This is a genomic window from Streptomyces sp. NPDC057565, assembly GCF_042801455.1.
Lineage (GTDB): Bacteria > Actinomycetota > Actinomycetes > Streptomycetales > Streptomycetaceae > Streptomyces > Streptomyces yanii.
This window is the reverse complement of the sequence record NZ_JBHVFU010000013.1, coordinates 124,897-150,921: the sequence shown is the minus strand read 5'-3', so window position 1 is coordinate 150,921 and position 26,025 is coordinate 124,897. Positions and strand designations below refer to the sequence as shown.

Below are 26,025 nucleotides of genomic sequence, written 5' to 3'. Positions count from 1 at the left end.
GTCACGTCTCGTCATGCCAAGCGGCGGAATACGGGCTTCACGGGTCGCCCGGCCAGCCAGGGGGTGGGGTCGGCGGCGTCCAATGCCTTTCGGTACACCGCACATGCCTGGGCCACCACATCAACGGTGCGGTCGATGTCGGCGTCGTCAAGCGCACTGCTCACCACGAACGACGGGGCCAGCACTCCGCCCGCGAGGAGTCGGCGCAGGAACAGGGTGCGGTGCTGCTGCGACGGCTGCCGGTTCTCGTCGAGGGTGGCGAAGACCAGGTTGCTGGCCCGGCCCCGGACGATGACGTGGTCGCCGACGCCCATGACGGCCGCGGCGTCGCGGACACCGGCGGCCAACCGCTCGCCGAGGGCATGCAGTCGCGCGGTGATGCCCTCCTCGACGTAGGTGGTCTGCACGGCCATCGCGGCTGCCAGGGAGTGCGTTTCCGCACCGTGCGTGGTGGACAGCAGGAACACCCGGTCGCGGGAGTGACGCAGCCCGCCCCGTTCCATCAGATCGCGGCGCCCAGCCAGCGCGGAGACGGCGAACCCGTTGCCCAGCGCCTTGCCGAACGTGGAGAGGTCGGGGGCGACGCCGTACAGGCCCTGGGCGCCCGCCTCGGACCAGCGGAAGCCGGTGATCATCTCATCGAAGATCAGTACGCAGCCGTGCCGGTCGGCCAGTTCGCGCAGGCCGGCGAGGTACCCGGGCGGCGGCTCGGTGTGGCCTGCAGGTTCGAGGATCAGGCAGGCGACCTCGTCCTGGTACCGGGTGAGCAACTCCTCCGTGGCGGTCAGGTCCCCGTAGGGGAACGCCACGGTGAGCTCGGTGGTCGCCGCCGGAATGCCGGCGGACATCGGCGTGGTGCCGATGAACCAGTCGTCGACGGAGAAGAACGGATGGTCGGCGCAGATGGCCACCCGCGGGCGCCCGGTGACGGCGCGGGCGAGGCGCACCGCGGCGGTGGTGACGTCGGAGCCGTTCTTCGCGAACTTCACCATCTCGGCGGTCGGTACCGTGGCCAGGAAGCGTTCCGCGGCCTCGACCTCCACGATGGACGGCCGGACGAAGTTGCTGCCGCGGTCGAGTTCTCGCCGTACCGCCTCGATCACGCGCGGGTGGGCGTGGCCGAGGCTGACCGACCGCAGGCCGGAGCCGTACTCGATGTAGCGGTTGCCGTCGATGTCCCACACGTGGGCACCGCGGCCGTTGCTGATGACCGGGGCCAGGTTCTCGGGGTACTGGTCGTCGCCCTTGGCGTAGGTGTGCGCGCCCCCGGGGATCATGGCGTGCAGCCGCTCGTTCGCCGTCCGCGACCGGGGCAGGAGGAACTCATCGGTCTCTTTGGTCTCTTTGGTGTCCACGCCGACCTCACTTCTCTCTTTGCTTCAGGACCTCGGCGAGGCTCGGCGCCTCCCGGTCCCGCTGGGACATCGATGTGGCCGGCAGCGGCCAGGGAATGGCGAGCTCCGGGTCGTCGAAGGCGATCGTCACGTCCTCGGCCGGATCGTGCGGGCGGTCGATCCGGTACGAGGTGTCGGCGGTTTCGGTCAGCGCCTGGAAGCCGTGCGCGCACCCCGCCGGGATGTACAGGGTCACCTGGGTCTCGCCGGACAGCTCGAAGAAGGCCCGGTTGCGGTAGGTCGGCGAGTCCGTCCGCAGGTCCACGACGACGTCGAAGATCCTCCCGTACGAGCACCGCACCAGCTTGGACTCGCCGGCGCCGGAGCGCAGGTGCAGGCCGCGCAGTACGCCCCGGACCGAGCGGGACACGCTGTCCTGGACGAAGGCGTCCGAGTCGAGGCCCACCGAGCGGACCACGTCGGCGTCGAAGGTGCGGCAGAAGAAGCCGCGCTCGTCGGCGTACGGCGTCGGCTCGAACAGGTACGCGCCGTCGATCGCCGGGATCTTGGTTGCCTTCATGGAGCCTCCCGCAAGGCGTGGGCGTGGTCGGCCGCCGGGAACAGGGCCGCGGTCAAGGCGGTGAACTGGTGCTCAAGGCGCTGGGCGGCGGCCAGGTTCCGCTCGGTGAGGGTCTGTCGCAGCTCGGCCGATCGCTGCTCCAGCGCCCGGAACTGCTCGAGCAGCCGGTCGGCGTCGACCTCGCGAGCCGGGTGGCAGTACGCGGCAAGGCCCATCTGGGCCATGAGCGCGTCGCTCTTCGCCGCATAGCTGAGTGCGAGCGTCGGCGTGCCGACCTTCAGCGCGCAGATCAGGTTGTGGTATCGGATCGCCACCACGGTGTCGGCAGCCGCCGTCTCCTTCATCAGGTCGGCAAGTGAGGCCGCCTCGGCAGCGGTGACCAGCGGCGAGTCCACCATGTCGAGGATCGCGGCGACCACCGGCGCATCGCACTTGTCGCCGGTGAGCAGCCTGACCGGCCTGCCGTCCTCGACCAGCGCGCGGACGAAGCGGATCGTCCCGTCGAGGTAGCGCCGGTGGATCTCCTCGGCTCGGGCACGGTCGTCGTTGCCGCCGTGGAAGTCCATGACGCCGACGCAGACCAGGCCTGGCGGGCCCGACGGCGCGCTCGCCCGCGGCGTCGGCAGAGCGAACGCGAGATCCGGGTGGACCTCGTCGCGCGCGGTGTCCACGCCCATCGCCCGCATCGCGTCGCGGGACTGGGCATCCCGGTACGAGCGGTACGCGGCCAGCCGCGCCGACCAGCGCACCAGGGCTCGGGTGGGCCGGTTGCCGATCGCGGCGGCGCCGACGCCGACCAGCGCGACCCGGGTGCGAAGCAGCCGGCCGCTCGCGCAGAGCAGGAACAGTGCGTACGGGAAGCCCCACGGCCGCAGCGGCAGCGTGGCCTCCAGGACGCCCATGCCCGGCACGATCACCACGTTGTGCCGGCGCACCCAGGCAGCGGTGCGGACGGCGTCGACGAGTTTGCCCAGACCCTTCGCCGCGATCGCGCCCGCACGCGACGCGGTCCGGTACTCCCCGCGGTTCCAGTGCAGCCGCGTCGCGGGGATCCCGTACCGGGTCGCGACGACCTCGGGTCCGCCGCACAGCGCGTCCACGACTGCCTCCGGGTGCTCGGCGCGGAGGTACCCGAGCACGGCCTCGAGCGACCCGTCGTTGCCGAGGTTGCCGGAGCCGAGCAGGCCGAACACCCCGACGCGCACCGGGGTTTCGTCCGCGGACGTCATGCCTGCCTCCCTTCACGGCTGGCGACGAGGGCGTCGACGGAGATGGTGAGCCGGTCTGGGTCGACCGGGGCGCGGTCCTCGACCCGCTCGCCGGCGCCGGGCCGGACCCGGCTGGTCATCCATGCGGCCAGGTGGCGGTAGCACGCGCGTCGGTCGGCCGAGGACAACGGCGCCCGCCGGATCGCCGCGACGAAGCCCCACATGTACTCGGCGAGCAGCCGGGGCGTCGGGTGCAGCAGGCCCGCCCGGCGCGGGTCCAGGTTGATGGAGCGGGAGCGCTTGCCGGGGTTCGCCCGCTCGGCGCGGGTGGGGTGGTCGCGGCGGAAGTACAGCAGCTCCGGCACCTGATGGAAGGGCCCCTGCAGGACGATCTCGGCGACGAATGTGCGGTCCGCGTGGTGGTAGCTGTCGTGCGGCCTCACCCGGCGCAGCATGTCGGCACGCATCACCCCGTAGAAGTCGTCGCCACCGGGCTCGAACAGGAAACTGCGGAAGCGCTCCGGCGCGTGCGGCGAGGCAGTGGCGAGCCCGTACTCGTACGGGACCTTCACCTGTCCTTCGCCGTCGATGACCGCCTGGTCGGAGTGCGCGAGGACCACGTCCGGCCGCTCGTCCAGCGCCTCCACACAGCGGCGCAGCAGGTCCCGGGCGTACAGGTCGTCGTGCGAGGCCCACTTGAACAGCTCGCTGCGGCACTTGGTGAACACGTGGTTGTGGTTCGGCGCGGCGCCGATGTTCCGTGGCAGCCGGAGGTAGCGGATGCGCGAGTCCTGCGCGACGTACTTGCGGCAGATCTCCTCGGTCCCGTCGGTCGAGGCGTTGTCGGAGATGACCAGCTCGAAGTCCTCGTAGGTCTGGCCGAGGAGGGCGTCGAGCGACTCGGCGAGGTACTCCTCGCCGTTGTACACGGGCAGGCCGATGCTCAGCCTGGGGCGGGCGGTCATGGCGTCCTTACTTTGGGAATGGAGTCCTGACTTTGGGAATGGAGTCCTGGTGGTGCTCGCGCAGGGCGGACCGCAGTTGCAGCCACCACACGGCCGAGCCGCTGACGGTCGCGGCAGCGACGCCCCAGGCCGAGCCGACCGTGCCGGCCGCGGCCGCCCCGCCGAGCCCGCCGCTGACATAGCAGGCGGAGGCGAACAGCTGGCAGCGCAGGCTGCGCTGGGCCGCAGCGAGCGCGCGCAGCCCGGCCGCCGCGCCGGTGCCGAGGCCGACGCCCGCGATGCCGAGGGTGACCGGCACAACGAGCTCCGCGGCGGAGTGCCAGACGCCGCCGAGCACGAGCTCGCCGAGCCGGTCCGGCATCAGCAGCAGCGCCCCGCCCCAGAGCAGCGCGCCGGCGGCCTGCCCGCCACCCAGCAGGAGGCAGAACGTGCCAAGGCGGTGCGGGGCCCGCTGCAGCACCCGTGCCGCCTCCGGGACGGTGACCAGCGAAAGACCCATCAGCACGGCGAGGAACGGGCCGAGCAGCAGCTCGGCGCCCCGGACCGCACCCACCGCGCCGACCCCGACGATCGCGCCGAGCCCGTACGCCCGCAGCTGGCTCGCGCCGCTGAGGCTGACGTTCTCGACGAGGTACCGGTAGCCGAGATCGCGCTGCTCGCGAAGCCACCCGCGCGCTCCGGTCATCCGGGGCCGGATGTCGGACTGGAGGCAGCCGTACCCCGCCGCCACCGTGGCAGACGCGCCCCACGCGAGCACGAAAGCGGACACGCTGCCCACGCGGGCCGCCACGACCAGGGCCGGGACGAGTGCGACGCCCCACACGAGGTCGTTGACGAACGCCTTCCGCCCTGCGCCGGCGGCGAAGAACGAGAACCGCCAGGCGTCCTGCAGCAGCAGCCCAGGCAGCATGACGCCGAGGCAGGCGAACGCGGGCCCCACGCTGCCGCCAAGACCAAGCCCGACCACCAGACACGCCGTGCCGAGGGCGGCACCGACGCCGAGCGCGGTACCCGACGACCGGGCCACCGCCCCGCGCCAGGACGCGTCCGGCGCTCCGCTGAAGCGCACCACGAGCGGGTCGGTGGCCAGCCCGCGGGAGACGTTGAGCACCACGCCGTAGGTCACCCAGGCCAGGCTGAACACGCCGAACGCGGTCACCCCCAGCGAGCGGGCCACGTAGATCCCCACCACGAAGTTGCTCATGCTGGAGGCCGCCTGATCGGCCAGTCCCCAGGACAACCGGCCGACGATGGCCCGCCGGGCGGATCCGGCCGGTGTCGTCGTCTTCTCCCCCTCGATGGTCATCGGCGTCATGCTTTGATCAGCCCGGCGTCGTGCAGGGCGCCGGCAGCGACGGCGACGGTGTCGAACGGCAGCCCGGACCGCTCGGCGACGTCCAGCAGACTGTGCTCGCCGTCGGAGAGATTGAGCACCCAGAGCATGGCCATCTGGGCCTGCTTGGTGTCGCTGCGGCCGCCGAGCGTGTCGTACAACCCGCGTCGGCCCAGCTGTGGTTCGCCGTAGGGGCTGAGGTTGAGGTACCGCCGGTTGCGGTCGAGCACGGCGAACGCCTCGCGGCAGACCGCAAGGGTGTCCGCCATCGCCTCCGGGGAGACGAAGTCCGGGTTGTCAGCCGAGGTGTGGTACTCGGGGTACCCGGCGTACGGGGTCCGGCTGAGCGATCCCACGCCGAGATCGAACCCGGGCGAACAGTACTGCCGCTCGTCGTACCCGTACGGGGTGAACTCGTCGACGCGGTGCGGGCGTTCGGAGGCGGCCAGCACATATCGCATCACCCGGTCGATCTCCGCGTCGCCGCGTCTGCTCTGCTTGTACGTCAGCTGCCCCGAGTCGCCGGCGCAGGCCAGTACGAGCCCGTGCTTGACCCGATCCACCCGCTCCGCGTTGCGGGCCAGCCAGGTGATCGCCCCGACGGTGCCGGGCGCGTAGATGAACCGGTAGGTGTAGTACGGCGTCTCATGCGCCAGCGCGCCGGCCAGGAACGTCGCCACCGCGATGCCGGCCAGGTTGTCGTTGGCCAGCGACGGGTGGCAGACGTGGCAGGAGACGATCACCTCGTCGGGGACCTGCCCGGGGACCACGTGTTCGGCGTAGGTGAGGTGGCCGTCCGCGAGCGTGGAGTCGATGCGCACCTCGTACTCGCCGTCCGGCAGCGCGTCCAAGGTCTCCTGGGCCAGGCAGAACCCCCATTCCGGCTTGTAGTAGCTGGTGCGGTACGGCACCCAGGCCGGGTGCTCCGGGAGGGTGTGCAGGTGCGCGCGGAGCTCGGCCAGCGGCATGGTCGCCGACACCGGCACGCTGTAGCCGAGCACGTGCAGGCTGGACGCGGCGAAGTCGACGACCCGCTTGCCGGCGCTGTCGGCGATGTACGCGTCCCGGATGTTCCACTCCTGCGGCACCGTCCAGTCGAGCACCTCAGTCCCGGTCGGCACCTCGTGCACCTGCAGCGGAACGTACTCGCCGACGATGTCCAGGGTGGCGCGCACCCCGTCGCCGGTGATGCTCCGGCACAGCGGGTACAGACGCTCCACCAGCGCGTGCATCTGCTCGCCGACCGCGGTCATCGGCGCCACCGCAGCGTGTCGTCGACGGCGCCGGCGTCGGACGCCGCGCGCAGCACGGCCAGCCGGGTGAAGCGTTGCTCGAAGTCCTCCCGGGTCAGCGCGTGTTTCCGGTAGGTGTCGGCGAGTTCGAGCGCGCCCTCCTTCACCGTCCACTCGCAGTCGAAGCCGGGAATCGCGGCGCGGAACCGGGAGAAGTCCACCCGGTACGACCGCGGATCGGCACCGGTCTCCCCGGTGATCACCACCTTCGCGCTGGACACCGCCTCGGCGACCTGCTCGGCAATCTCGGCGACCGTGACGTTGTTGATCTCGCTGCCGATGTTGAACGCGCGGTCGTGCACCGCCTCGCGTGGCGCGCTCAGCGCGGCCGTGAAAGCCCGTGCGATGTCGGCGGCGTGCACCAGCGGGCGCCAAGGGGTGCCGTCGGAGAGCACAAGGACCTCGCCGGACAGGAGCGCGTGGCCCACCAGGTTGTTCAGCACGATGTCGGCGCGCAGCCGGGGTGAGTAGCCGAAGGCGGTGGCGTTGCGCATGAACACCGGGGTGAAGTCGCCGTCGGCCAGCGCGTGCAGGTCGTCCTCCACCCGCACCTTGGACTCCGCGTACGGCGTCACCGGGCGCAGCGGGGCGTCCTCGGTCACCAGGTCGTCGCCGCCGGCGGCGCCGTAGACCGAGCAGGTCGACGCGTACAAAAAGCGCCGCACTCCGGCGTCGCGGGCCAGTCGGGCCAGCCGCACGGACGCGTGGTGGTTGATGTCGTAGGTGAGCTCCGGCGCCAGCGATCCCAGCGGGTCGTTGGACAGTGCGGCCAGGTGGATCACGGCGTCCACCCCGGCCACGTGGTCGGCCGTGACGTCGCGCAGGTCCACCCGGTGACCCGGCGGGTCCGCGGGCGGCGGGCCAAGGACGCAGTCGGCGAACAGGCCGGCGTCCAGACCGACGACCTCATGTCCGGCGGCCGCGAGGACCGGGGCCATCACGGTGCCCAGGTAGCCCTGGTGTCCGGTCAGCAGTACGCGCATGGTTCATTCCCCCAGATTGAGAGTGAGTTTGGTGACGGCGAACGCCTCGGCGTAGCGCGCGTGGCATTCGATGCCGCGGATTCGTGCAAGACCGAGGAAGGCTTCCCGGTCGTACCAGGGCCGGTCCCGCTGCGAGGGGTAGTGCTCCTGCAGCAGCCGCACCTTCTGTTCGGCGATCTCCGGCGACAGCGGCTGGTACACCGCCGGACGGCCGAGATCGCCGTCCCACTTGACGATCTCGTAGCCGAGCACCAGGTGGTCGCGGAACGCGGTGGGCAGCAACTGCGCCAGGCCGCGGTGATCCTGGTGCGCGTCATCGGTACGCGGCGCGAGGACCAGATCCGGCTCGGTCTGCAGACGCAGCTCCTCGACCGCGGCCTTGGCCTCCTCCCAGTGCGCGGGCAGCCGGCCGTCCGGCAGCTTGAGCACGGTCAGCCGCAGGTCGGCGCCCGGGCAGAAGGCAACGAGCGCGGCCTGCTCCTCCTGCTCCCGCTCGCTGCCACCGCCGGAGAGCACCAGCACGTCGACGCGGATACCCGGCCGCGCGCGGCACAGCGTCAGCAGCGTGCCGCCGGCGCCGATGGCGATGTCGTCGCAGTGCGCGCCCACCGCGACGATCCGGTCCAGGCGCCCGGCGCTGAGCTGGATCATGCGATCCCCACTTCGGCGTTCGCCCCCGCGCCGTCCCGTTCCCACACGGCCCACGGGCGGTTGCCCCGGGCGTACGCGTCGTCGAGCGCGGCCCGCTCCTTCACGGTGTCGGTCGGCTTCCAGAAGCCGCGGTGCTGGTGCGCCACCAACCGGCCGCGCTTGGCCAGTTCGGCGCATCCGTCGGCGACCAGGTCCCCGTTCTCCGGGATGTGGTCGAAGACCTCCTGGCGGAGCACGAAGTAGCCGCCGTTCTCCCACAGCGGTAGTTCGCTCACCGCGGTGATGCCCCCCACCAGGCCGTCCTCGCCCAGGTCCACGCAGTGGAACGAGGACTGCGGCGGCACCACCATCATCGACGCACCGGCGTCGCGCCGGGCGAACCGGTCGATCATCTTCGGCAGCGGGGCGTCGGTGAGCACGTCGGCGTAGTTGGCGAGGAACATCTCGTCGCCGTCCAAGTGGTGCCGCACCCGGCGCAGCCGCTCCCCGATCGGTGACTCGATGCCGGTCTGTGCGAATGTGATCGTCCAGTCGGCGATGTCGGTGGACAGCAGCTCGGTTTGCCCGCCCCGCAGCACGAAGTCGTTGGACGTCGTCTCCTCGTAGTTGAGGAAGAAGTTCTTGATGTGATGCGCCCCGTACCCGAGACACAGGATGAACTCCGTGTGCCCGAAGTACGCGTAGTAGCGCATGACATGCCAGATCAGCGGCCGCGGGCCGACCATCGCCATCGGCTTGGGCATGTCGTCGGAGGCTCCGCTGCGCATACGCAGCCCATAACCGCCGCAGAACAGTACGACCTTCATGACTTGACCTCGACAATGCTCAGTTCCGGGACGGGGAAGACCAGCCGACCGCCCCAGGCGTGCACGAAGGACAGTTGCTCGACCAGTTCGTCCCGCAGGTTCCACGGGAGGACCAGCACGTAGTCCGGTCTGTCGGTGCTGATCTGCTCGGGCGGCAGGATCGGGATGCGGGTGCCCGGGGTGAACCTGCCGTGTTTGTAGGGGTTGCGGTCGACCGTGTACGGGAGCAGGTCGGGCCGGATGCCGCAGTGGTTGAGCAGGGTGTTGCCCTTGCCCGGGGCGCCGTAGCCGACGACCGTCTCGCCGCGCTCGGCCGCCTCGATGAGGAACCGCAGGAGGTCCCGACGCACCTTGGCCACCCGAGCGGAGAACTCGGTGTACCCGGACAGCTCCTGCAGCCCGGCGGCCTTCTCCCGGTTCAACACGTCGGCCACCCGCCGGGTCGGCTCGCCGGCCACCTCGGCCGGCCGGGCCCACAGCCGGATGGAGCCGCCGTGCGTGGGCAGCAACTCGACGTCCACGAGCGCGAGTCCGCCGCTCGCCAGCGCCCGGGTCGCGGACGCGACCGTGTAGTACTGGAAGTGCTCGTGGTAGATCGTGTCGTACTGGTTCTCCTCGATCAGGGTCAACAGGTGCTGCACCTCGATGGAGACCCAGCCGTCGTCGGCGACCAGGGCGCGCAGCCCCCGGGTGAATCCGACCACGTCGGGGATGTGCGCGTACACGTTGTTGGCTACCACCAGGTCCGCCGGGCCGTGCTCGGCGCGGACGGCCGAGCCGGTGGCCGGGTCCAGGAACTCCGTGAGCGTGGGCACACCCGCGTCCCGCGCCGCGGCGCCGACGTTCACCGACGGCTCGATGCCGAGGCAGCGGATCCCCCGGTCCACCATGTGCCTCAGCAGGTACCCGTCGTTGCTCGCGACCTCGACCACGAAGGCGTCGGGGCCGAGAGCAAGGCGCTGTACGGCGTCGCCGACGAACGTGCGCGCGTGCTCCACCCAGGAGGTCGAGTAGGAGGAGAAGTACGCGTACTGCGTGAACGTCTCCTCCGGCGTGATCAGCGGAGGGATCTGCGCCAGCCAGCAGTCGGTGCAGACCCGCAGGTGCAGCGGGTACGCCGGCTCCGGTTGATCCAGTTGGTCCGCGGCGAGAAAGCTCTCACATGGTGGCGTCGCCCCGAGATCGACGACGCTCGCCATCGCCTTTGAGCCGCAGAGTCGGCATTGTGTCATCTACTGTCCCCATCCTTGCTCGCGCGGGTGTCCCCGCCGCGAGCCAGTGCTGACCGCCCCGCGATCGCGGTGCGGTATTCCTCCACCAGGCGTTCAAGGCCGACGGCCGGGCTGAACCCCTGCTCGTAACGGCGCCGGGCCGCCTGGCCCATCTCCCGGCCCAGGGCCGGCTCGGTCGTGATCCGGCGTATGCAGGACGCGAGCGAGGTGGGCTCGCCCGGCTGGTGCAGCAGCCCGGTCACCCCGTCCTCGACGAGTTCGACGAAGGCGCCGTGACCGGCGGCGACGGTCGGGACCCCCGCCGCCATCGCCTCCACGACCACGAGGCCGAACGCCTCAAGCCATGTCGAGGGAGCCACCACGGCGACCGACCGCGCGACGGCCTCCCGGCACTGGGCCGGGTCGTACAGGCCGACGTACCGCACGTCGTCCCGGCCCGCCGCCCAGGCGGTCACCTCTGGCTCCAGTGGCCCCGCGCCGGCGATCACGAGTGGCACGCCCACACCGCCGTCAGCGGCGATCTCGTCCCACGCGGCCATGAGCAGTCGCACGCCCTTGGCCTCCGCGAGTCGGCCGAGATAGAGCAGATGCTCGCCGGCGCCGGCTCGGCAGGTGCCCGGGTCGGGCACGAAGTTGTGCTTCACCGCCAGCCGCTCGGCCGGCATGCCGGCCCGCACCAGGACGTCGCGCTGTGCCGCGGAGATGCAGAAGAACCGCTCCACGCCGGACCACCACCGCCGCCGGTTGACCGACAGGCTGACCGCGAGCGGCACCGTCGCCAGCCGGGAGTTCCGGTAGCAGCCGTGGCGGACGGCGGGCAGTGGTGCAGAGCCGACGCACTTGGTGCACGGTTGGCCGTCCCGCTGCAGTGTGCCGGGCGGGCAGACCTGGGTGTAGTTGTGCAGCGTGGCGACGACGGGTACGCCGGCGTCGGCGCAGGCGGCCAGCACCGCGGGTGACAGGAGGGGGAAGACGTTGTGGACGTGGACCACGTCCGGCCGCTCGGTGCGAAGCCGGGCGGCGAGCTCTGCGCGGACCGCCGGGTTCCACGGCACGAGCAGCGGTAGCGCGGCCTTGGCGAGGAGGGACCGGTCGGCGATGTCGTCGCTGCGCCGCTCGAACACCTCGACCCGGTGGCCGGCCGCGCGCAGCAGCGCCACCTCCTGGTCGACGACCTTGTTCTCGCCGCTCGGCTGCGCCGAGGCGTAGCGGTTGTGCACCACGAGGACGTGCATGCTCAGGTCACCTCCGATCTCTGGGCCCCATGCGGGATGCGTCGTCGAGGGACTTCGGGCGTCGAGAGGGGAGCGACCTCGGCAGGTGCCGCAAGGAGCGAGGCGGCCAGGGCCAGATGCAGCAGATACGGCGAGGCGTCGCCAAGGCCGGCCTCGGTGTACGAGGCAATCGCGCAGTAGCTGATCAGGAAGATCGCGCAGGCCCTCTGCAGCGACGGTGGCCGCAGCAACGCGACGCTCCCCAGCACGATGATGATCGCCGCGACGAGGGTGACGCCGATCAGACCCTGCTCGTTGTAAACGGCCAGCCAGCTGTTGTCGATCGGCAGCCCGCCGAACGACTTGTCGCCCAGGCCCACGCCGAACAACTTCTCCGAGGTCGACCGGGGCGCAGCCAGCAGGGCGTCCCAGACCTTGGCCCGGCCGGTGAGGTTGGAGAAGTTCTCCTTGCTCTGTCCGCGCAGGAACCACGCCTGCAGCGCGGAGGCGAACCCCACCGCGGCCACCGTGGCGCACACCACCGCCCAGGTGAAGAACCGGCGGGCGGCGGCGCTGGTCGGGATGAGCGAGCCGATCGCCAACGCCAGCCCGATGAACAGGCCGAGCGTGGCCGTCCGGGTATGGGTCAACGCGAGCAGGACGAGTGACGGCACGATGACCACCGCCGCGCTGGCCCTGTCGGTCCGGCGGCCCAGGACGAGCAGCACGGTGAGCCCGGTGATCACCGCGGCGTACTGTCCGATCTGCGGCGGGGTGAGCGGCCACAACGCGCCGACCAGGCGCCCGCCGTAGAGCTCGGGCATGGCCGCGCCCGGTGAGACGACCAAGCCGGCGGCCACCGACCCGAGCACCGCGAAGTACATCCGGATGTGGTGCCGGACGAACGTCAGGCTGCCGTCCCACCAGCGGCTGAGCAGCCACAGCGTGCCGATGAAGAGAGCCAGCCGGGTGCAGCGGAACAGCGCACCGAACCCGGACTCCAGGTACGCGCTGGAGATCACGCTCGGCACGAGCAGCAGGGTGAGCAGGAACACGAAGGCGCTGGCTCGGATGTGCAGCCGGAGATTGAGCGCGAGCGCCAGCGTGAACGCGGCGACCAGCGCGCCCATGGTGACCATCTGGATGAGGGAGCGGGGCAGCGGAATGATGGTGTCCGCCCCGGCGGAGCCGAGCGTGTTGAGGATCAGCAGCCCCCAGACGATCCCGACGATCCTCGGTGTGGCGGCAGGACGCGGTTCGGCGCCGGGCTGCGTTCCCGCTGTGTCCGGTCCGCCCGGCAGCCCACCGCGCGTCAGTGCCCCGCCCATCTCAACCACCGGCCTGTGGGTCGAGGGTGCTGCCCGCATCCTGCTGGTACGGCGTGCCCTGCCACTGCCCGAAGCCGAGGATCCGGCTCGGGTCGTGGGCGACGAACTTCCATGGTCCGCGGTAGACGTTGTCGTGCCAGCGGTTGTGCTGCTTGTGGGTGATCGCCTCAGCCACTCCCTCACCCTTGTACGGCGACCAGTCCGGATAGGTGCCGTAGTTGGCCAGCACCGCCATGCGGTCGCACTTCTCCGTGCACTTGACGACGGACTTGTCGAGGACGAAGCGGTTGCCGTGGATGTCCACCCGCTGGGTCTTCCACCGGCAGTCGGCGTAGAGCGGTGCCTTGGCGATCGCCGGCTGCTTGCAGCGGTCGGTGTCCGGCACCAGCAGGGTGCAGTCACCGGACGAGGTGTTGGCCGGGCTGTTGCAGAACCGGTCGGCGTTTTCCCACAGGGTGATCCCGGACCAGTTGTTCTCCAGCACGTTCCGGTAGATTTCGATCTTGTCGGTGCGGGCTTTGATCCGCGGTTCGCCGCCGGACTCGGACAGGTAGAGGGTCGCGAACGGGAAGGTGTCGCCGTTTTTGGCTCCTCTGCGGCCCTCGACCCAGTTGTTCCGCCGGATCGTGTTGTTCCGGATGACCGCGTTGTAGCTGGTCTCGTAGATCAGCGCGGCACCGTCGTTGGCCTCGAGCACGTTGTTCTCGATGCGGAAGTCGTTGTTGTTGGTGTCCGCCCACAACCCCGTTCCGCGGTTGTCGTGCACCCAGTTGCCGCGTACGTCGGCGCCGTTGACGGCCCAGAACTTGATGCCTCCGGTGCAGCCGCAGCCCTCCCGCCGCCGCTCCCAGTCGCCGGTGTTGTTGCCCACGATCTCGTTGTCCTCGACCACCAGGTCGCGGAGGGGGCCGCCGGCCTTGTACGCGTTCATGCCGTACTGGCCGTTGTCGCGCAGGCAGCTGGCGCGGACCTGCTGGCGGGCACCGGCCATCAGCCCGGCGCCGGAGTTGTACTGGACCGTCGCGTGCTCGATCACCCACCCGTCGGCCGAGTCATGGTTGACCACGCCCTCGTCGAGCGGCGCGACGAAACTCTGCACGGTCAGGTAGCGGATGGTGACGTTGCGGGCACTGCCGCCGAACGCGTACTGGTTCTTCTTCTGGCCGTCGAGCACCGCGCCCGGCGCACCGAGGTAGCGGTCCCCCTCCTTGGGGATGACCTGGGCGTAGCGGTCCAGGTCGAGCCTGTGCTTGCCCGGTCGGAGCCAGAACGTGGTGTTCGGGGGGCTGCTCTTGGTCTTCGCTGCCAGGTCACCGACCACCGCGGGGTCGACCGTCACCGCGCCCGCCGGCGCCTTCTCCGGCCCGGCCGCGGGTTCGGCACACACCCGGGCCGCGGACGTGGATGGTGCGGCCTTCGGCTCCGCTTTGTCGCCCGACGTGCTCTCACAGCCGGTCGCCGCCAGCAGGGCCAGCGCCAGCGGTGCCGCCGCCAACGCCCAGTGCCGCCTCTTGATCCCCAAGCGTCCTTCCTCCCTAGCCTTTGAACCTGAGTACGGTGGTGAAGCCCTGCGTGCCGTCGGCGAAGCCGGTGCCGACCAGCGTGGTGGTGGGTTCCTTGCGCCCGAATCCGGCGGAGTACCAGCCCAGCGGCGGGTCGGTCTCGCCACGATGCCCCCGCCAGCGCAGCTGCGCGGGCAGGTCGAGCACCGCGGAGCGGTCCTCGCCGTCCCGGGTCCAGGTGAGCACTGCCCGGTTCCCCACCAGGTCCGCGGCGATCGCCGGGCCGAGGTGGAACGCCAGCTGCACGTCCCGGCGTGGGCCGCGCACGTCGTCGACCACCCTCAGCTCCTGGCTCGTGGCCGTCAGCTCCACCCGGCGGCGGTGCACGGAGCCCTGGTAGCCGTCGTGCTCGGCGCACCAGCGGGCCGCCCCCTTGTCGGATGTGTCCGCGGCCAGGACGCGGCTGCGGGCATGCCGGGTCCACAGGAACGGGCCGCCGGAGACGGACTGGTCACCGCCGTCCAGCTGCAGGGTGTTGTGGCCGAGGGTCGAGCGGAAGTGCTGCCGCCACTCGGGTTGCCCGTGGTAGCAGAACGTCCCCGGGTCGGCGAGCACGTCGACCCCGTCGTGCCGGACCTCCACGGACAGCGCGTCCGCGTGGGCATGCGCGGCGATGGACAGGAAGCCGTGCGGACCACCGTCGCAGCGGCACCAGATCTCTTCCGGACCGCGCAGGATGGTCATGCCTGCATCGGCGAAGTGGGCCGGTCGGCTTGCCGGGCGGGTCACGGTCGGTGCGGTTCCCTTGTTCGAGTACGGCCGGATGAGCGCGGCCAGCAGCGGGGTGCGCACATCGGTGCCGGTCACTGCCGGCCACCAGGCGAGCCGGCCGAACACGGCGTCCCCGGTGGCCAGCAGCGAGGCCCAGCGGTCGGTGCCCGCGCCGTCCAGGACCAGACCGTGACCGTCGTCCGCGTCCCCCTGGCGCGGCGGCCGTAGCCGGCTGTCCACGATGGCCGCGAGCGCGTCGGTCATCCGCAGCAGCACCAGCCGGATGGACGCGGGGACCGGCACGCCTGCGGCATCCGCCTCGGCCACCGCGGCCAGGCCGAGTTCCAGCACGAGTCCGTGATATTCGGTGGCCAGCTCGCGGTTGAGGCCGGAGGCGAAGGTGTTGCTGCGCAGGTGCCGCTCCAGCGACCGCAGCGCGCCGGCCCGCCAACGTGCCGAGGAGGGGAACCAGCCGAACGCGCAGGCCGCGGCGAACTGCCCGGCGGCCTCGGCGATGACGTGGTTGTTCGCCGAAGACCCCCGGCTGGGGAAGGCGGCCAGCCAGCGCTGGTGGTGCCAGATCTGGTTCAGCGCCACCGGGTTGTCCTCGAACAGCGCGGCCACGCCCGGCCAGCCGTCGAGCAGCCGGCGGACCCACACCCAGGACAGCAGCCGGATGCCCAACTCGATGCCGCTGATCCAGTGCACGCCGCGCAGCGGTGGGCTGGCCGCCCACCACGACCGCAGGTGCTCGGCCACTCGCTCGGCGTACCGCTCGTTCCCGGTGATCGCGTAGGCGGCGGCGAGCACGGTGAGGTACTGATGCCGGGACAGCTCCCAGATCTGCTTGATGTCCCCGACCGCGTCCTCGTTCCGGTACGGCACGTCGAAGGCGTAGCCCCACGGAGCCCGGCGCCCGGTCTTCGGGTCGCACCACCAGTCCGGGTCGGCCAGGTCGTCGCGGACCACCCCGAAATACTCGACGTACCCGTACATCAGCCGGTCCGCCTCGGCGATGAGGCGTTTCGTGGCGTCCGGAGGCAGTGCGGCGATCGTCCCGGCGGGCAGTACCGCGGTGAACCGGGCGCCGGTCACGCTCGGGCAGTTTGGCCGCGCCGACCGCCATCGCCGCCTGCGTACGGCGTCGCCCACCCGGCCGCCGACCTCCCGCGGTCCCATCCGGGACAGCCGCCGCAGGTACCAGCCCGCGCTCATGGTCATCGCGCCCTCGCCAACGTCACCGGCGCACCGCCGGCCAGCCCGGGCGGCACAGCGAGGGTGGCCGCCGTGGTGGCGACCAGCGACTCCAGCGGCACCGGCATCGGCCCGCCGGTCCGCACGGCCTTGATGAACGCGGCCAGTTCGGCGGACTGGCCCTTGTCCCGGGCCTTGGACAGCCGCGAACTGACCCACCGCTTGCGGCCGTACACCGAGGCACGGACGAAGTCGTCGAGCCGCAGCACCTTGCCGTCCGCGACAAGGTCCAGCGTCTCCTTGGGGAAGCTGGACGCGCCGGTGGTGACGTAGCTGATGGTGGCAGTGGACCCGTCCGGGTAGCGCAGCACGACCTGCAGATCCTCGTTGCCGGACGTGGCGACCGCGTACACCGAGACCGGGTCGGCCGCGAGCAGCCAGCTCGCCGTGTCGATGAAGTGCCCGCCCTCGCCGGCGAACCGCGAGCCCTCGTTGCCTTGTTGGAGGTACCAGCTGCCGTGCTGCAGCCGGCCCGCGTTGACCAGGTAGCGGAGGCTCGCCGGACCGGTCCGGGCGCCGAACCGCTTCCTGGCCTCATTCAGCAGCGGCGCGAACCGGCGGTTGAAGCCCACCTGCAGCCGGTCGTTGCCGGACTCCTCCACCGCTGCGAGCACGCCGGCCAGCTCGTCCTCAGTGAGGGCCAGGGGCTTCTCCACGAACACCGTCTTGCCGGCCAGCAGCGCCCTTCGGGTCAGTTCGGCGTGCGAGCTGTGCCGGGTGACCACGAACACCGCGTCGATGGACTTGTCTCCGAGCACGGCGTCGAGATCGGTGGTCGCCTCGGCGAAGCCGAACTTCCGCTGCGCGTTGGCCGCGGACAGCGCCGTCGTGGTGACGACTGTCGACAACTCGACGCCGTCGCGCTGTGCCAGGTGCGGCAGCAGCATCGACGTCGCGTAGTTTCCCGCGCCGACGAACGCCAGCCGTACCGGCGTCTTGGCGGCCCGGGCCGGGGTGGACACTCCGCCGGTGCGTCTCTTCACCGCGGGCACTGCCACCTCCGGGACCACCGCTTCCCCCGCGTGTTCGGGGTACCGGAACAGCACAGCCACGGCCTTCAGGTCGCCGTCCTTCAGGCGCTGGTACGTGTCGACCGCGTCATCGAAGTCGGCAATGTGGGAGACCAAGGGCTCCACGTCGACGCGGCCGCGGGCGACGAGATCGAGGAAGCACGCCAGGTTGCGACGCTCGGTCCAGCGCACGTAGCCGATCGGGTAGTCCCGCCCCTCGAGCTCGTACTCCGGGTCGTAGCGCCCGGGGCCGTAACTGCGGGAGAACCGGACGTCGAGCTCCTTCTCGTAGTACGCGTTCCACGGCAGGTCCAGCCGGCACTTGCCGATGTCGACGACCCGGCCGCGGTCCCGGCAGAGCCGGGCGGCCAGCTCGACAGGCTGGTTGCTGCTGCCGCCGCCGGCGGCCAGGTACACCTGGTCCACGCCGTGACTGCCGGTGAGCTCGGCGACGGCGGCTTCCACGGCCGCGGACGCGGGATCGCCGCAGGCCGCAGCGCCCAGGCGCTCGGCGAGCTCGCAGCGCACCGGGTCGGGGTCGACCCCGACGACGCGGACTCCCGAGGCGGCAAGGAGCTGCACCACCAGCTGCCCGATCAGCCCGAGGCCGATGACCAGCGCCACGTCGCCGAGCTGTGATTCGCCGCGGCGGACGCCCTGCAACGCGATCGACCCGACGGTGCCGAAGGCCGCGTGCCGCCGGGCGAGGCCGTCCGGCACGCGGGCGTAGAGGTTCTTCGGCACCCAGTTCAGCTCGGCATGCAACGCGTGCTCATTGCCGGCGCAGGCCACGAGGTCGCCGACCGCCACATCGTCGATCCCGGCGCCGACCTGCTCGACCACCCCGCACAGCGAGTAGCCCAGCGGCGTGTAGGAGTCCAGCTTGCCCATCACCTTGCGGTAGGTGGCGGGCACCCCGTTGGTGGCCACGCTCTGCATGACCTTGGCCACCTGGTCCGGACGGGAGCGGGCCTTGCCCAGCATCGACATGCCGGCCTCGGACACCTTCATGAGCTCGGTCCCGGTGGAGATCAGCGAGTAGGCGCTGCGGACCAGCACACCGCCCGGCTTGCACCCCGGCACCGGCACGTCGAGCACCGCCAGCTCGCCGCTCTTGTAGTTCTGCACAACCTGCTTCACCCGAGCTCCTCTTGTTTCTACGCCGTCAAGCTGCCTGGCTCTGGCCGGAGCCAGAGGTCGCGCTGCGATACCAGTACTCGAGGGTCATGACATGCCACAGATGTTTGGAGAAGTCCCGCTGCCCGGCGGCGTCCTCGGCGACGAGGCGCGCCAGTGCGTCGCGGCGCAGGAACCCGGAACGGACGAGCACGCCGTCGTTGACCACCTCGCGCACCAGCGGTGCCAGATCCCGGCTCATCCAGGCGCGCAGCGGGGCGCTGAACAGGCCCTTGGGCCGGTAGACGATCTCCCGGGGCAGGATCGAGGTGGCCGCCTCCTTGAGGACGGCCTTGCCCTGCCGTCCGACGATCTTGCGATCGCCGGGCACGGCGAACGCCGCCTTGACCACCTCGACGTCCACGTACGGCACTCGCACCTCGGTCGACGCGGCCATGCTCGACCGGTCGGTGTACGTGAGGTTCAGGCCCGGCAGGAACATCCGGGCGTCGCCCAGGCACATGCGGTTGACGAAGTCGTCGAGGTTGTTGTCCTCGTAGATGTCCGCATGCTCGGTCAGCACGTCCTCGACCGTCCCGGCCAAGTCCGGATTGACCAAGGCGAGCAGCTCGTCCTGGTCGTACATGGTGTAGCTGCGCCGGAACGCGGTCTCCTCCGGCAGATCGGCGAAGGAGAGGAACCGCTTCGCGAAGCGCACCGACCGGTACCCCCGGCGGGACGTGGCGACCGGCAGCCGATCCACGGCCCTGTACAGGCCGCGCCGCAGGGGTCGCGGGACGCGCTGGTAGCGCAGCGCGAGCAGGTTGGCCAGGTGCTTGCGGTACCCGGCGAACAGCTCGTCGGCGCCCATCCCCGAGAGCATCACCTTGACCCCGGCCTCCCGGGCGGCCGAGCAGATCAGGAACGTGTTGATCGCGGCGGGGTCGCCGATCGGCTCGTCCAGGTGGTACGTCATCTGCGGCAGCAGGTCGAGCACATTCGGAGCGATCTCGATCTCATGCAGGTCGACGCCGAACCGCTCGGCCACCCGCCGGGCATAGCGCAGGTCGTCCGGCATCGCCTCGAACCTGGCGTCCTCGGCGCGGAACCCGATCGTGTAAGCGGAGATCCCGGGTCGGTCGCGGGCCGCCAGCGCGGTCAGGTAGCTGGAGTCGAGGCCGCCGGAGAGGAAGGTCGCCACGGGTACGTCGGAGAGCAGGTGACGCCGAGTCGACTCCTCGACGACGGCAGCGACATCCGGCCGCTCGCCGGCCCGGGCCCGCTCCCGGCCCTCGGCGGCGACGTCCCGGAGGTTCCAGAACCGGCCGCGCTCCACTCGGCCGTCGGGCCGGCACCGCAGCCAGCTCCCCGGCGGCACCTTCTCCGCTTCGCGGAACGCGCACCGTGAGTCCGGCACCCAGTAGTACAGCAGCGAGGCCACCAGCGCCGCATGGTCCACCTCCAGCGACCCGCCGGTCGCGGCGGCGAGCGCCTTGAGCTCGGAGGCGAACACCAGGCCCGCACCGCGCCGGAGCAGGAACAGCGGCTTGATGCCGAGCTGGTCGCGGGCGAGCACCAGTTCACCGGTTCGCTCGTCGAAGATCCCGAACGCGAACATGCCGCGCAGCCGGGGCAGGCAGTCCGTGCCCCAGCGCCGCCAGGCCTCCAGCACCACCTCGGTGTCGGAGGTACCGCGGAAGCGCACCCCGGCGGCTGCCAGTTCGGCACGCAGCTCGGGCGCGTTGTACAGCTCGCCGTTGTACGTCAGGGCGAGGCCGCCCGAGACCATCGGCTGGGCGCCGGTCTCGGACAGGTCGATGATGGCCAGCCGGCGGTGCCCGAGGTGCACTTCGCCGTCACCGAGGGGGTGGCTGTAGCGGCCCGCCCCGTCCGGACCGCGGTGGGCGAGGGTATCGGTGAGCCGGTCGGTCACGACCTTCCCGTCCGGCCATCGGTAAGTTCCTGCGATGCCACACATGTCCTACCGTGCCTCCTGGTTGCTGTCCGGGACCCGTGCAGCCCACATCGGCAGCCGCTCCCTCCGTCGCCGGCCCGTCCCGCTCTGCGGGGCCGGCCGCTCGTTCCGGCCGCGCAGCGCGGTGTGCAGCCCGTTCCACAACGTGCCGTCGGTCCGGTCACGCGGATCGGGGTCGATCAGCACCACACCGATCACCGGAATGCGCTGGTCCGCGAGCTGCCGCGCCACGGTGCGCAGCCATGCGGCACTGCCGTGCCCGGCACGCACGACGAGCACGGTCTGGGTGCCGAGGTACTGGAGGTCGGTCCACGCCGTGCCGGGCGAAACCGAGCCGACGCCGAGTCGACGCTCCTGATGCGGCACGTCCGCGGCACGCTCGCCGCTGACCACGGTCGGGTCTCCTGGCTTCGGGCGGCGGCCTGCGAGCTGCGGCCGGGGCAGACCATCGACGATGGCCACTGGGCCCTCCGCCGCCAGCGCCCCGGCGAGGTTCAGGGCGATCACGCTCGTGTTGCGCGCACAGCCCAGTTCCAGCAGCGACAGCGGTTCCGCGGAGCCGCGTACGGTGCGGGCCAGCGTCGCGGTGAGCCGTTCGCGTGCCGCCCGGGTCCGTCGGCGCTGCCACAGCCTGGCCGGCCGGTGGGGCAGCTCCGCGATGATCGAGGCGCCGAGGTTCGCCGCGATCTCCCGGCGCAGCACGGGGCGGTCCGCCACGACAGCGCCGACCGCGGCCAGCGCGAGTCCGAGGACGAGTCCGAGGACGAGCCCCATCACGGCGTTGGTGACCGCGGCCCTGGGCAGGGAGTGCCGCACCGCGCGCGGGGCGTCCACGATCTGCGTGCCGACGATGGGCTGGGGCGTGCCGATGCGCGCCTCCTCGGCGCGCTGGCCGAAATCGGCGATCCGCGAAGTGAGCTCGGCCCGGCGGGCGAAGAGCGACTCGATGCTCGCCGACGCTTTCGGGTCGCTCCCAGGCGATCGGCCGCCGATCGCCTTGTTGACCTCGGCGAGCTCGTCCTGCATGCGATCACGCTGGTCGAGCAGGGCCTTGGCCTCGGCGTCCGCGGTCTCCCGCATCCGCTTCACATGGTCCGCGACGAACGCATCGGCCAGTGCCTTGGCCCGGGCCACTGCTTTTGCGTCGGTGTCACCTGTCACATCGATCTGCAGCAGGTTGTTGGTCAAGCCGGTACCCCGGTAGTCCCGCATGAAGTCTTCCGGTTTTTCCGGGGACTTGAGGGACCGCAGGGCCTGGTCGGCGATCCGCGTGGTCCCCAGCAGCTCGACGTCGGTGCGAATCAGCGTTCCGGTGTCGTTCGGCTGGTCCTCCTGATGCGCGACCAGCACCTTGGTCACCGCGCTCGGCGGCGGCGGCAGCAGGACCGCCACCGTCGCGCCGATCAGCAGTCCAAGCAGCGCCAGGGAGCACCAGAGGCGGCGGCGCCTGCGCACTGCCACCACCAGCGCCTGCAGGTCGAGGAGCGGAGCGGCGGCCGACGACTCCGATGTCTTGCGCGTCGTCACACTGAACCTCCCGTCGCGTGGCCGCGAACCGCGAGCGCCGGAGTGGCCTCATCCGGAGAACGGCCGGCAGTCCGCGTGGGACGGGCCCGGACCGTGTCGGCGACGACGATGCCGACGACCTCATGCCTGCTGTCCGCACATGCCTCGGCGATGCCGACGAGCTCCTCCGCGGTCCAGCTGCCCGCGCTGAGGACGACCAGGGCACCGGACTCGGTGTCGCGGTCCGGCACCACCGGCCGGTCCACCGAGACCTCCACCACCCGCAGCAGCGGATCGCTCTTGGCCTCGGCGACGAGCTGCCCGGCGGCCTGGCGGGCGATGTCGTCGCCGTCCGGTACGACAACCAGCAGCCGTCGGGGGGCCGGTAGTTGGTCCCGGAGGCGAGCGCACAGGCGCCGGTAGCGGATCCGCCTGTCGGCCTCGTCGCCGGACATCCGCGGGGTCGGTACGTCCCACCGCGTGTCGACGCCAAGGAGCGGGCGGATCCAGGCCCGCGAGCCACGGCCTTTTGGCCGGTGCGCGGGCCGTTCACCAGGTACGTCGACGGTGCCGAGGAGCGCCGAGCCCAGCGCCGCGGCGATCTCCGGTTCGGTGCGCAGTCGCCGATTCGTCCGTGCGGCGGCGAGATGGCCGATGACTGCGAGCAGGAAGAACAGCAGCGCCCCGGCGACGATGAGCTGCATCCTCGTCGGCGGTGCCTCGCCCGTCGGCCGGGCCGCCGGCCCCATGACGACCATGCCGGCCTTGTTGGTGGCCGGGTCGGCCTCGTTCAGCTTCTTCATGGCGTCCTGCAGCGCGGTGCGCAGCTTCTCGAGCTCGGTGCGGGTCTGCACGCTCTCCACGGTCTGCCCCGGATCGGCCGTATTGGCCAGGTCGGTGATGCGGCGGTCGGTCTCCACCACCTGCTTCCGCAGCGCCTCGGGCCCCGTCGCCGCTCCGGGGTCGGTGCTCCCGCCTGCGATCCGCGCGGCGAATCTGATGAATTCCTGGGCCACTTGGTCGGAGAGTCGCTGCGCGCGCTCCGGGGTGTCGGCCGTACCCGAGATCTTGATGATGTTCCCGTCGGCGGCCTTGGCGCTCACTCGATCCCGCAGCTCGCCGCCGCTGACGCCGGTCCAGCCGAGTGTGGCGGCCGCGCGGTCGACCACCGCCGAACTGGTCGCGATGTCCACCTGAGTCAGCAGCTGGCGCTCCTCCCACTGCCCCGGCAGCAGTACCGATGCCGACGTCGTGTATCTCGGCGGGATCAGCAAAGAGGCGCCGTAGCCGACGAGCGCGCCCACGAGGGTGAGGATGGCGAGAAGCCGCCACCGCCGACGGAGAATCCGCCCGATCGTGACCAGGCGGATCGTGTCCTCGCTCAACGGCGCGGCCTCTTCCCTGTGCGGGCCGGGTCGCCCGCCGACACCGGAGTGCGGTCATGGCAGGCGGCGGCGTAGGCGGCGAGCAGCGACGCTTGCGAGTTCCGCCAGGAAAGCGGCCCGCTGATCCGCTCCTGACCGATCTTGCCCATCAGGGCCCGCTCCTCCGGATCGTCCAGGAGCAGCGCGATGAGCTTGGCGAATGCGGCCTCGTCGTTGGCGGGCGCGTAGACGGCGGCGTCACCGGCGGAGACGCGCGCCTCCCGGAGGTCGAACGAGACGATCGGTCGGCCCATCGCCATGTACTCCAGGACCTTGTTCATGGTCGACACGTCGTTGAGCGGATTGCGCGGGTCGGGGGAAAGGCACACGTCCGCAGTGGACAGGTAGCGCACCAGATCGGCGTCCGGAATGCGCCCGGTGAACTGCACCTGCTCGGAGAGCCCGAGCCGCCGGGACAGCTCCACCATCGCGTCGAAGGCGTCGCCGGAGCCGACGAACACCGCATGCCAGTCGGTCCGCCCGAGCTCGTCGCGCAGCTTCGCAAGAGCCCGCAAGGCGTAGTCGACGCCGTCCTGAGGGCCCATGACGCCGAGGTAGCACAGCAGATGAGGCTTGCCGTGCTTCAACTCCGGCTCGGGCGGCACCGGTTGGAACCGGTCGATCTGGGGCGCGCTGCGCACCACGAAGACGTCCTCCGGCCGCCGACCGCCACGGCGCATCGCGACGTCCCGGTAGCTCTCGTTCGTGGCGAGCACGACGTCCGCGGCCCGGTAGGTCCGCCGTTCCAGCGCGCACACGGCGCGGTAGAGCAGGTCTTTGCCGCGGTCGAACCGGGAGAGGTACAGCTCGGGTACCAGGTCGTGCTGGTCGAAAACGAACCGCGCGCCGCGCCGCTTCAGCCACAGTGCCGGCAGGAACAGCAGGTCGGGCGGGTTGCAGGCGTGGACCACGTCGACCGGGCCGACCTTGCGGGCCAGCCGGACCGTGTGCCACAACGCCGATCCGTACTCCCGCAGGTAGCCGGCCGGTCCTCCGGTGGCCGCGCGCAACGGGTAGCGGTGGATCCGCACCCCGTCGATCTCCGCCTCCGGCTCCGTGTCCCGCTTCTCCCCCCGGGGACAGATGACGTGCACCTTCCAGCCCGCGTCGCGCAGCGTCGTGCACTCCTGCCACACCCGCCGGTCGAACGGCACCGACAGGTTCTCCACCAGGATCAGCGCGCGCCGGTCTGGCCGGTCGCCGCTGGTCGTGTTACCAAGCAAGGCCCATGTACCCCGGTTCGGCCCGACGCGTCTCGGCATCGGGAAGGCGGATGAGGTCGACAATCACCGGGCCGTCGCCATGGGGCAGCGCCGCCAGCACGGCCGGATCTCTGGTCCCGACCAGGCACACCTCGGCGTGCTCGAGCACCTCGTCGACGGAGTTTGCGAGCAGCTGCGCGAGGTGCGGCAGCCGGGTCTCGATGTATTCGCGGTTCGCGCCGATCAGCCGGGAGAGGCTCACGTTGGCGTCGTAGATCCGCAGGTCGTAACCCTTGCCGAAGAGCCTCTCCGCCAGCTCGACGAGCGGGCTCTCGCGCAGGTCGTCGGTACCGGGTTTGAAAGACAGCCCGAACAGACCCACCCGGCGCTTGCCGGTGCGCTCGACCAGCTCCACCGCGCGCTGCAAGTGTTCGGAGTTGGAGGGCAGCACGTGGGAAAGGATGGGTACCGAGATGTCGGCCCGCTGCGCCGCGTAGACCAGGCTGCGCAGGTCCTTGGGCAGGCAGGAGCCACCGAAGGCGAAGCCGGGCCGCAGGTAGGCGGGGCTGACGTTCAGCTTGCGGTCGGCCAGGAACACGTCCATCACCTGGTGCGAGTCCACCCCGAACGCCTGGCACACAGCGCCCAGCTCGTTCGCGAAGCCGATCTTGAGGCCGTGGAACGCGTTGTCCGCATACTTGATCGCCTCGGCCGTCGGGACCGGCACCCGGAACACCTCACCGGGCAACCCGTCGTACAGCGCCATCACCGCGTCGCCGCTTGCCGAGTCGAGCTCGCCGATGACGGTCTTGGGCGGGTCGAAGAAGTCCCGCACGCTCGTGCCCTCGCGCAGGAATTCCGGGTTGACCGCGACCCCCAGGTCCACCCCGGCCGTGCCGCCGGCGTACTTCTCCAGGATCGGTACCAGCAGGTTCAGGCAGGTGCCCGGGAGCATGGTGCTGCGGAACACGACAGTCTGCCGCCCACCCCGCTCGGCCAGCGCGGCGCCGATCTGCTCGGTGACCCGCTCCAGATACGTGGTGCACAGGCTGCCGTTGGGCTCCGACGGCGTGCCCACGCAGACCAGCGACACCTCACTGCCCATGATCGCCTCGCGGACGTCGCCAGTAGCGCGTAATGCTCCGGTCCGTACGACCTCGGCGATGAGCTCGCCGATCCGCTCCTCGACCACCGGGGCCTTGCCGTCGTTGACCAGGTCGACCTTCACCTGGTTCACGTCGACCCCGATGACCTCGTGGCCCATGCTGGCCAGGCACGCGGCCGACACGCAGCCCACGTAACCGAGCCCGAAAATGCTGACTCTCATGACGCGTCCCTC

General features: G+C 71.1%; 20 protein-coding genes. All 20 read right to left on the bottom strand.

All coding sequences use genetic code 11. The annotated features are described in order from the left end of the window. Positions 1-11: 11 nt before the first annotated feature. The 20 genes from ACFU8W_RS23965 to ACFU8W_RS23870 are packed head-to-tail and all read right to left on the bottom strand — an operon-like array spanning position 12 to position 26,013. Positions 12-1,355 carry a glutamate-1-semialdehyde 2,1-aminomutase gene (locus ACFU8W_RS23965; protein ID WP_384040638.1) on the bottom strand — a complete coding sequence of 448 codons (1,344 nt, stop codon included), beginning with the start codon at positions 1,353-1,355 and terminating at the stop codon, positions 12-14. 7 nt (positions 1,356-1,362) lie between these two features. After that, positions 1,363-1,914 carry a dTDP-4-dehydrorhamnose 3,5-epimerase gene (gene rfbC / locus ACFU8W_RS23960; protein WP_384040635.1) on the bottom strand — a complete coding sequence of 184 codons (552 nt, stop codon included), beginning with the start codon at positions 1,912-1,914 and terminating at the stop codon, positions 1,363-1,365. After that, positions 1,911-3,143 (bottom strand): polysaccharide pyruvyl transferase family protein, encoded by a 1,233-nt coding sequence (locus ACFU8W_RS23955; protein WP_384040632.1) that lies wholly within the window; start codon positions 3,141-3,143, stop codon positions 1,911-1,913. Before ACFU8W_RS23955 ends, rfbC begins: the two co-directional genes overlap by 4 nt. Beyond that, positions 3,140-4,087 carry a glycosyltransferase family 2 protein gene (locus tag ACFU8W_RS23950; protein WP_384040629.1) on the bottom strand — a complete coding sequence of 316 codons (948 nt, stop codon included), beginning with the start codon at positions 4,085-4,087 and terminating at the stop codon, positions 3,140-3,142. The genes ACFU8W_RS23955 and ACFU8W_RS23950 overlap by 4 nt, the downstream gene beginning before the upstream one ends. 7 nt (positions 4,088-4,094) lie before the next feature. Beyond that, the gene (locus ACFU8W_RS23945; protein WP_384040626.1) at positions 4,095-5,393 is read right to left on the bottom strand and encodes a hypothetical protein; all 1,299 of its coding nucleotides are present in this window, start codon (positions 5,391-5,393) and stop codon (positions 4,095-4,097) included. Positions 5,394-5,398: 5 nt separating this feature from the next. Then, the gene (locus ACFU8W_RS23940) at positions 5,399-6,673 is read right to left on the bottom strand and encodes a DUF4910 domain-containing protein (RefSeq protein ID WP_384040623.1); all 1,275 of its coding nucleotides are present in this window, start codon (positions 6,671-6,673) and stop codon (positions 5,399-5,401) included. Next, positions 6,670-7,695, bottom strand: a complete 1,026-nt coding sequence (locus ACFU8W_RS23935) for an NAD-dependent epimerase/dehydratase family protein (RefSeq protein ID WP_384040620.1) — start codon at positions 7,693-7,695, stop codon at positions 6,670-6,672. Before ACFU8W_RS23935 ends, ACFU8W_RS23940 begins: the two co-directional genes overlap by 4 nt. 3 nt (positions 7,696-7,698) lie before the next feature. Continuing rightward, positions 7,699-8,346, bottom strand: a complete 648-nt coding sequence (locus tag ACFU8W_RS23930; protein ID WP_384040617.1) for a PIG-L deacetylase family protein — start codon at positions 8,344-8,346, stop codon at positions 7,699-7,701. Next, positions 8,343-9,152, bottom strand: coding sequence for a glucose-1-phosphate cytidylyltransferase (locus tag ACFU8W_RS23925; protein WP_384040614.1), 810 nt, complete (start codon positions 9,150-9,152; stop codon positions 8,343-8,345). The genes ACFU8W_RS23930 and ACFU8W_RS23925 overlap by 4 nt, the downstream gene beginning before the upstream one ends. Beyond that, positions 9,149-10,384, bottom strand: a complete 1,236-nt coding sequence (locus ACFU8W_RS23920; protein WP_384040611.1) for a class I SAM-dependent methyltransferase — start codon at positions 10,382-10,384, stop codon at positions 9,149-9,151. Before ACFU8W_RS23920 ends, ACFU8W_RS23925 begins: the two co-directional genes overlap by 4 nt. Next, positions 10,381-11,619 (bottom strand): glycosyltransferase, encoded by a 1,239-nt coding sequence (locus tag ACFU8W_RS23915; protein ID WP_384040608.1) that lies wholly within the window; start codon positions 11,617-11,619, stop codon positions 10,381-10,383. The genes ACFU8W_RS23920 and ACFU8W_RS23915 overlap by 4 nt, the downstream gene beginning before the upstream one ends. 2 nt (positions 11,620-11,621) lie before the next feature. After that, the gene (locus tag ACFU8W_RS23910; protein WP_384040605.1) at positions 11,622-12,926 is read right to left on the bottom strand and encodes an O-antigen ligase domain-containing protein; all 1,305 of its coding nucleotides are present in this window, start codon (positions 12,924-12,926) and stop codon (positions 11,622-11,624) included. A 1-nt stretch (position 12,927) separates the two neighbouring features. Then, on the bottom strand, positions 12,928-14,448 hold the full coding sequence (locus tag ACFU8W_RS23905; protein ID WP_384040602.1) for a right-handed parallel beta-helix repeat-containing protein: 1,521 nt from the start codon (positions 14,446-14,448) through the stop codon (positions 12,928-12,930). 13 nt (positions 14,449-14,461) lie between these two features. Beyond that, the gene (locus tag ACFU8W_RS23900) at positions 14,462-16,420 is read right to left on the bottom strand and encodes an alginate lyase family protein (RefSeq protein WP_384040599.1); all 1,959 of its coding nucleotides are present in this window, start codon (positions 16,418-16,420) and stop codon (positions 14,462-14,464) included. Continuing rightward, a complete protein-coding gene (locus ACFU8W_RS23895) occupies positions 16,417-18,603 on the bottom strand; it encodes a bi-domain-containing oxidoreductase (RefSeq protein ID WP_384040596.1) in 2,187 nt (728 codons plus the stop codon). The genes ACFU8W_RS23900 and ACFU8W_RS23895 overlap by 4 nt, the downstream gene beginning before the upstream one ends. A 25-nt stretch (positions 18,604-18,628) precedes the next feature. After that, entirely contained in the window at positions 18,629-20,557 is a 1,929-nt protein-coding gene (gene asnB, locus ACFU8W_RS23890) for an asparagine synthase (glutamine-hydrolyzing) (protein WP_384040593.1), read from the bottom strand. A 3-nt stretch (positions 20,558-20,560) separates the two neighbouring features. Then, a complete protein-coding gene (locus tag ACFU8W_RS23885; protein ID WP_384040590.1) occupies positions 20,561-22,081 on the bottom strand; it encodes a Wzz/FepE/Etk N-terminal domain-containing protein in 1,521 nt (506 codons plus the stop codon). After that, the gene (locus tag ACFU8W_RS23880) at positions 22,078-23,445 is read right to left on the bottom strand and encodes a Wzz/FepE/Etk N-terminal domain-containing protein (protein WP_384040587.1); all 1,368 of its coding nucleotides are present in this window, start codon (positions 23,443-23,445) and stop codon (positions 22,078-22,080) included. The genes ACFU8W_RS23885 and ACFU8W_RS23880 overlap by 4 nt, the downstream gene beginning before the upstream one ends. Beyond that, positions 23,442-24,746, bottom strand: coding sequence for a glycosyltransferase family 4 protein (locus ACFU8W_RS23875; RefSeq protein ID WP_384040584.1), 1,305 nt, complete (start codon positions 24,744-24,746; stop codon positions 23,442-23,444). Before ACFU8W_RS23875 ends, ACFU8W_RS23880 begins: the two co-directional genes overlap by 4 nt. After that, positions 24,697-26,013, bottom strand: coding sequence for a nucleotide sugar dehydrogenase (locus ACFU8W_RS23870; protein WP_384040581.1), 1,317 nt, complete (start codon positions 26,011-26,013; stop codon positions 24,697-24,699). The genes ACFU8W_RS23875 and ACFU8W_RS23870 overlap by 50 nt, the downstream gene beginning before the upstream one ends. Between the last annotated feature and the right edge of the window lie 12 nt (positions 26,014-26,025).

Coding starts and splice junctions, on each gene's coding strand:
- rfbC (WP_384040635.1), bottom strand. CDS start 1,914: ATGAAGGCAACCAAGATCCCGGCGATCGACGGCGCGTACCTGTTCGAG.
- ACFU8W_RS23955 (WP_384040632.1), bottom strand. CDS start 3,143: ATGACGTCCGCGGACGAAACCCCGGTGCGCGTCGGGGTGTTCGGCCTG.
- ACFU8W_RS23950 (WP_384040629.1), bottom strand. CDS start 4,087: ATGACCGCCCGCCCCAGGCTGAGCATCGGCCTGCCCGTGTACAACGGC.
- ACFU8W_RS23945 (WP_384040626.1), bottom strand. CDS start 5,393: ATGACCATCGAGGGGGAGAAGACGACGACACCGGCCGGATCCGCCCGG.
- ACFU8W_RS23940 (WP_384040623.1), bottom strand. CDS start 6,673: ATGACCGCGGTCGGCGAGCAGATGCACGCGCTGGTGGAGCGTCTGTAC.
- ACFU8W_RS23935 (WP_384040620.1), bottom strand. CDS start 7,695: ATGCGCGTACTGCTGACCGGACACCAGGGCTACCTGGGCACCGTGATG.
- ACFU8W_RS23930 (WP_384040617.1), bottom strand. CDS start 8,346: ATGATCCAGCTCAGCGCCGGGCGCCTGGACCGGATCGTCGCGGTGGGC.
- ACFU8W_RS23925 (WP_384040614.1), bottom strand. CDS start 9,152: ATGAAGGTCGTACTGTTCTGCGGCGGTTATGGGCTGCGTATGCGCAGC.
- ACFU8W_RS23920 (WP_384040611.1), bottom strand. CDS start 10,384: ATGACACAATGCCGACTCTGCGGCTCAAAGGCGATGGCGAGCGTCGTC.
- ACFU8W_RS23915 (WP_384040608.1), bottom strand. CDS start 11,619: ATGCACGTCCTCGTGGTGCACAACCGCTACGCCTCGGCGCAGCCGAGC.
- ACFU8W_RS23910 (WP_384040605.1), bottom strand. CDS start 12,926: ATGGGCGGGGCACTGACGCGCGGTGGGCTGCCGGGCGGACCGGACACA.
- ACFU8W_RS23900 (WP_384040599.1), bottom strand. CDS start 16,420: ATGACCATGAGCGCGGGCTGGTACCTGCGGCGGCTGTCCCGGATGGGA.
- asnB (WP_384040593.1), bottom strand. CDS start 20,557: ATGTGTGGCATCGCAGGAACTTACCGATGGCCGGACGGGAAGGTCGTG.
- ACFU8W_RS23875 (WP_384040584.1), bottom strand. CDS start 24,746: ATGCCGAGACGCGTCGGGCCGAACCGGGGTACATGGGCCTTGCTTGGT.
- ACFU8W_RS23870 (WP_384040581.1), bottom strand. CDS start 26,013: ATGAGAGTCAGCATTTTCGGGCTCGGTTACGTGGGCTGCGTGTCGGCC.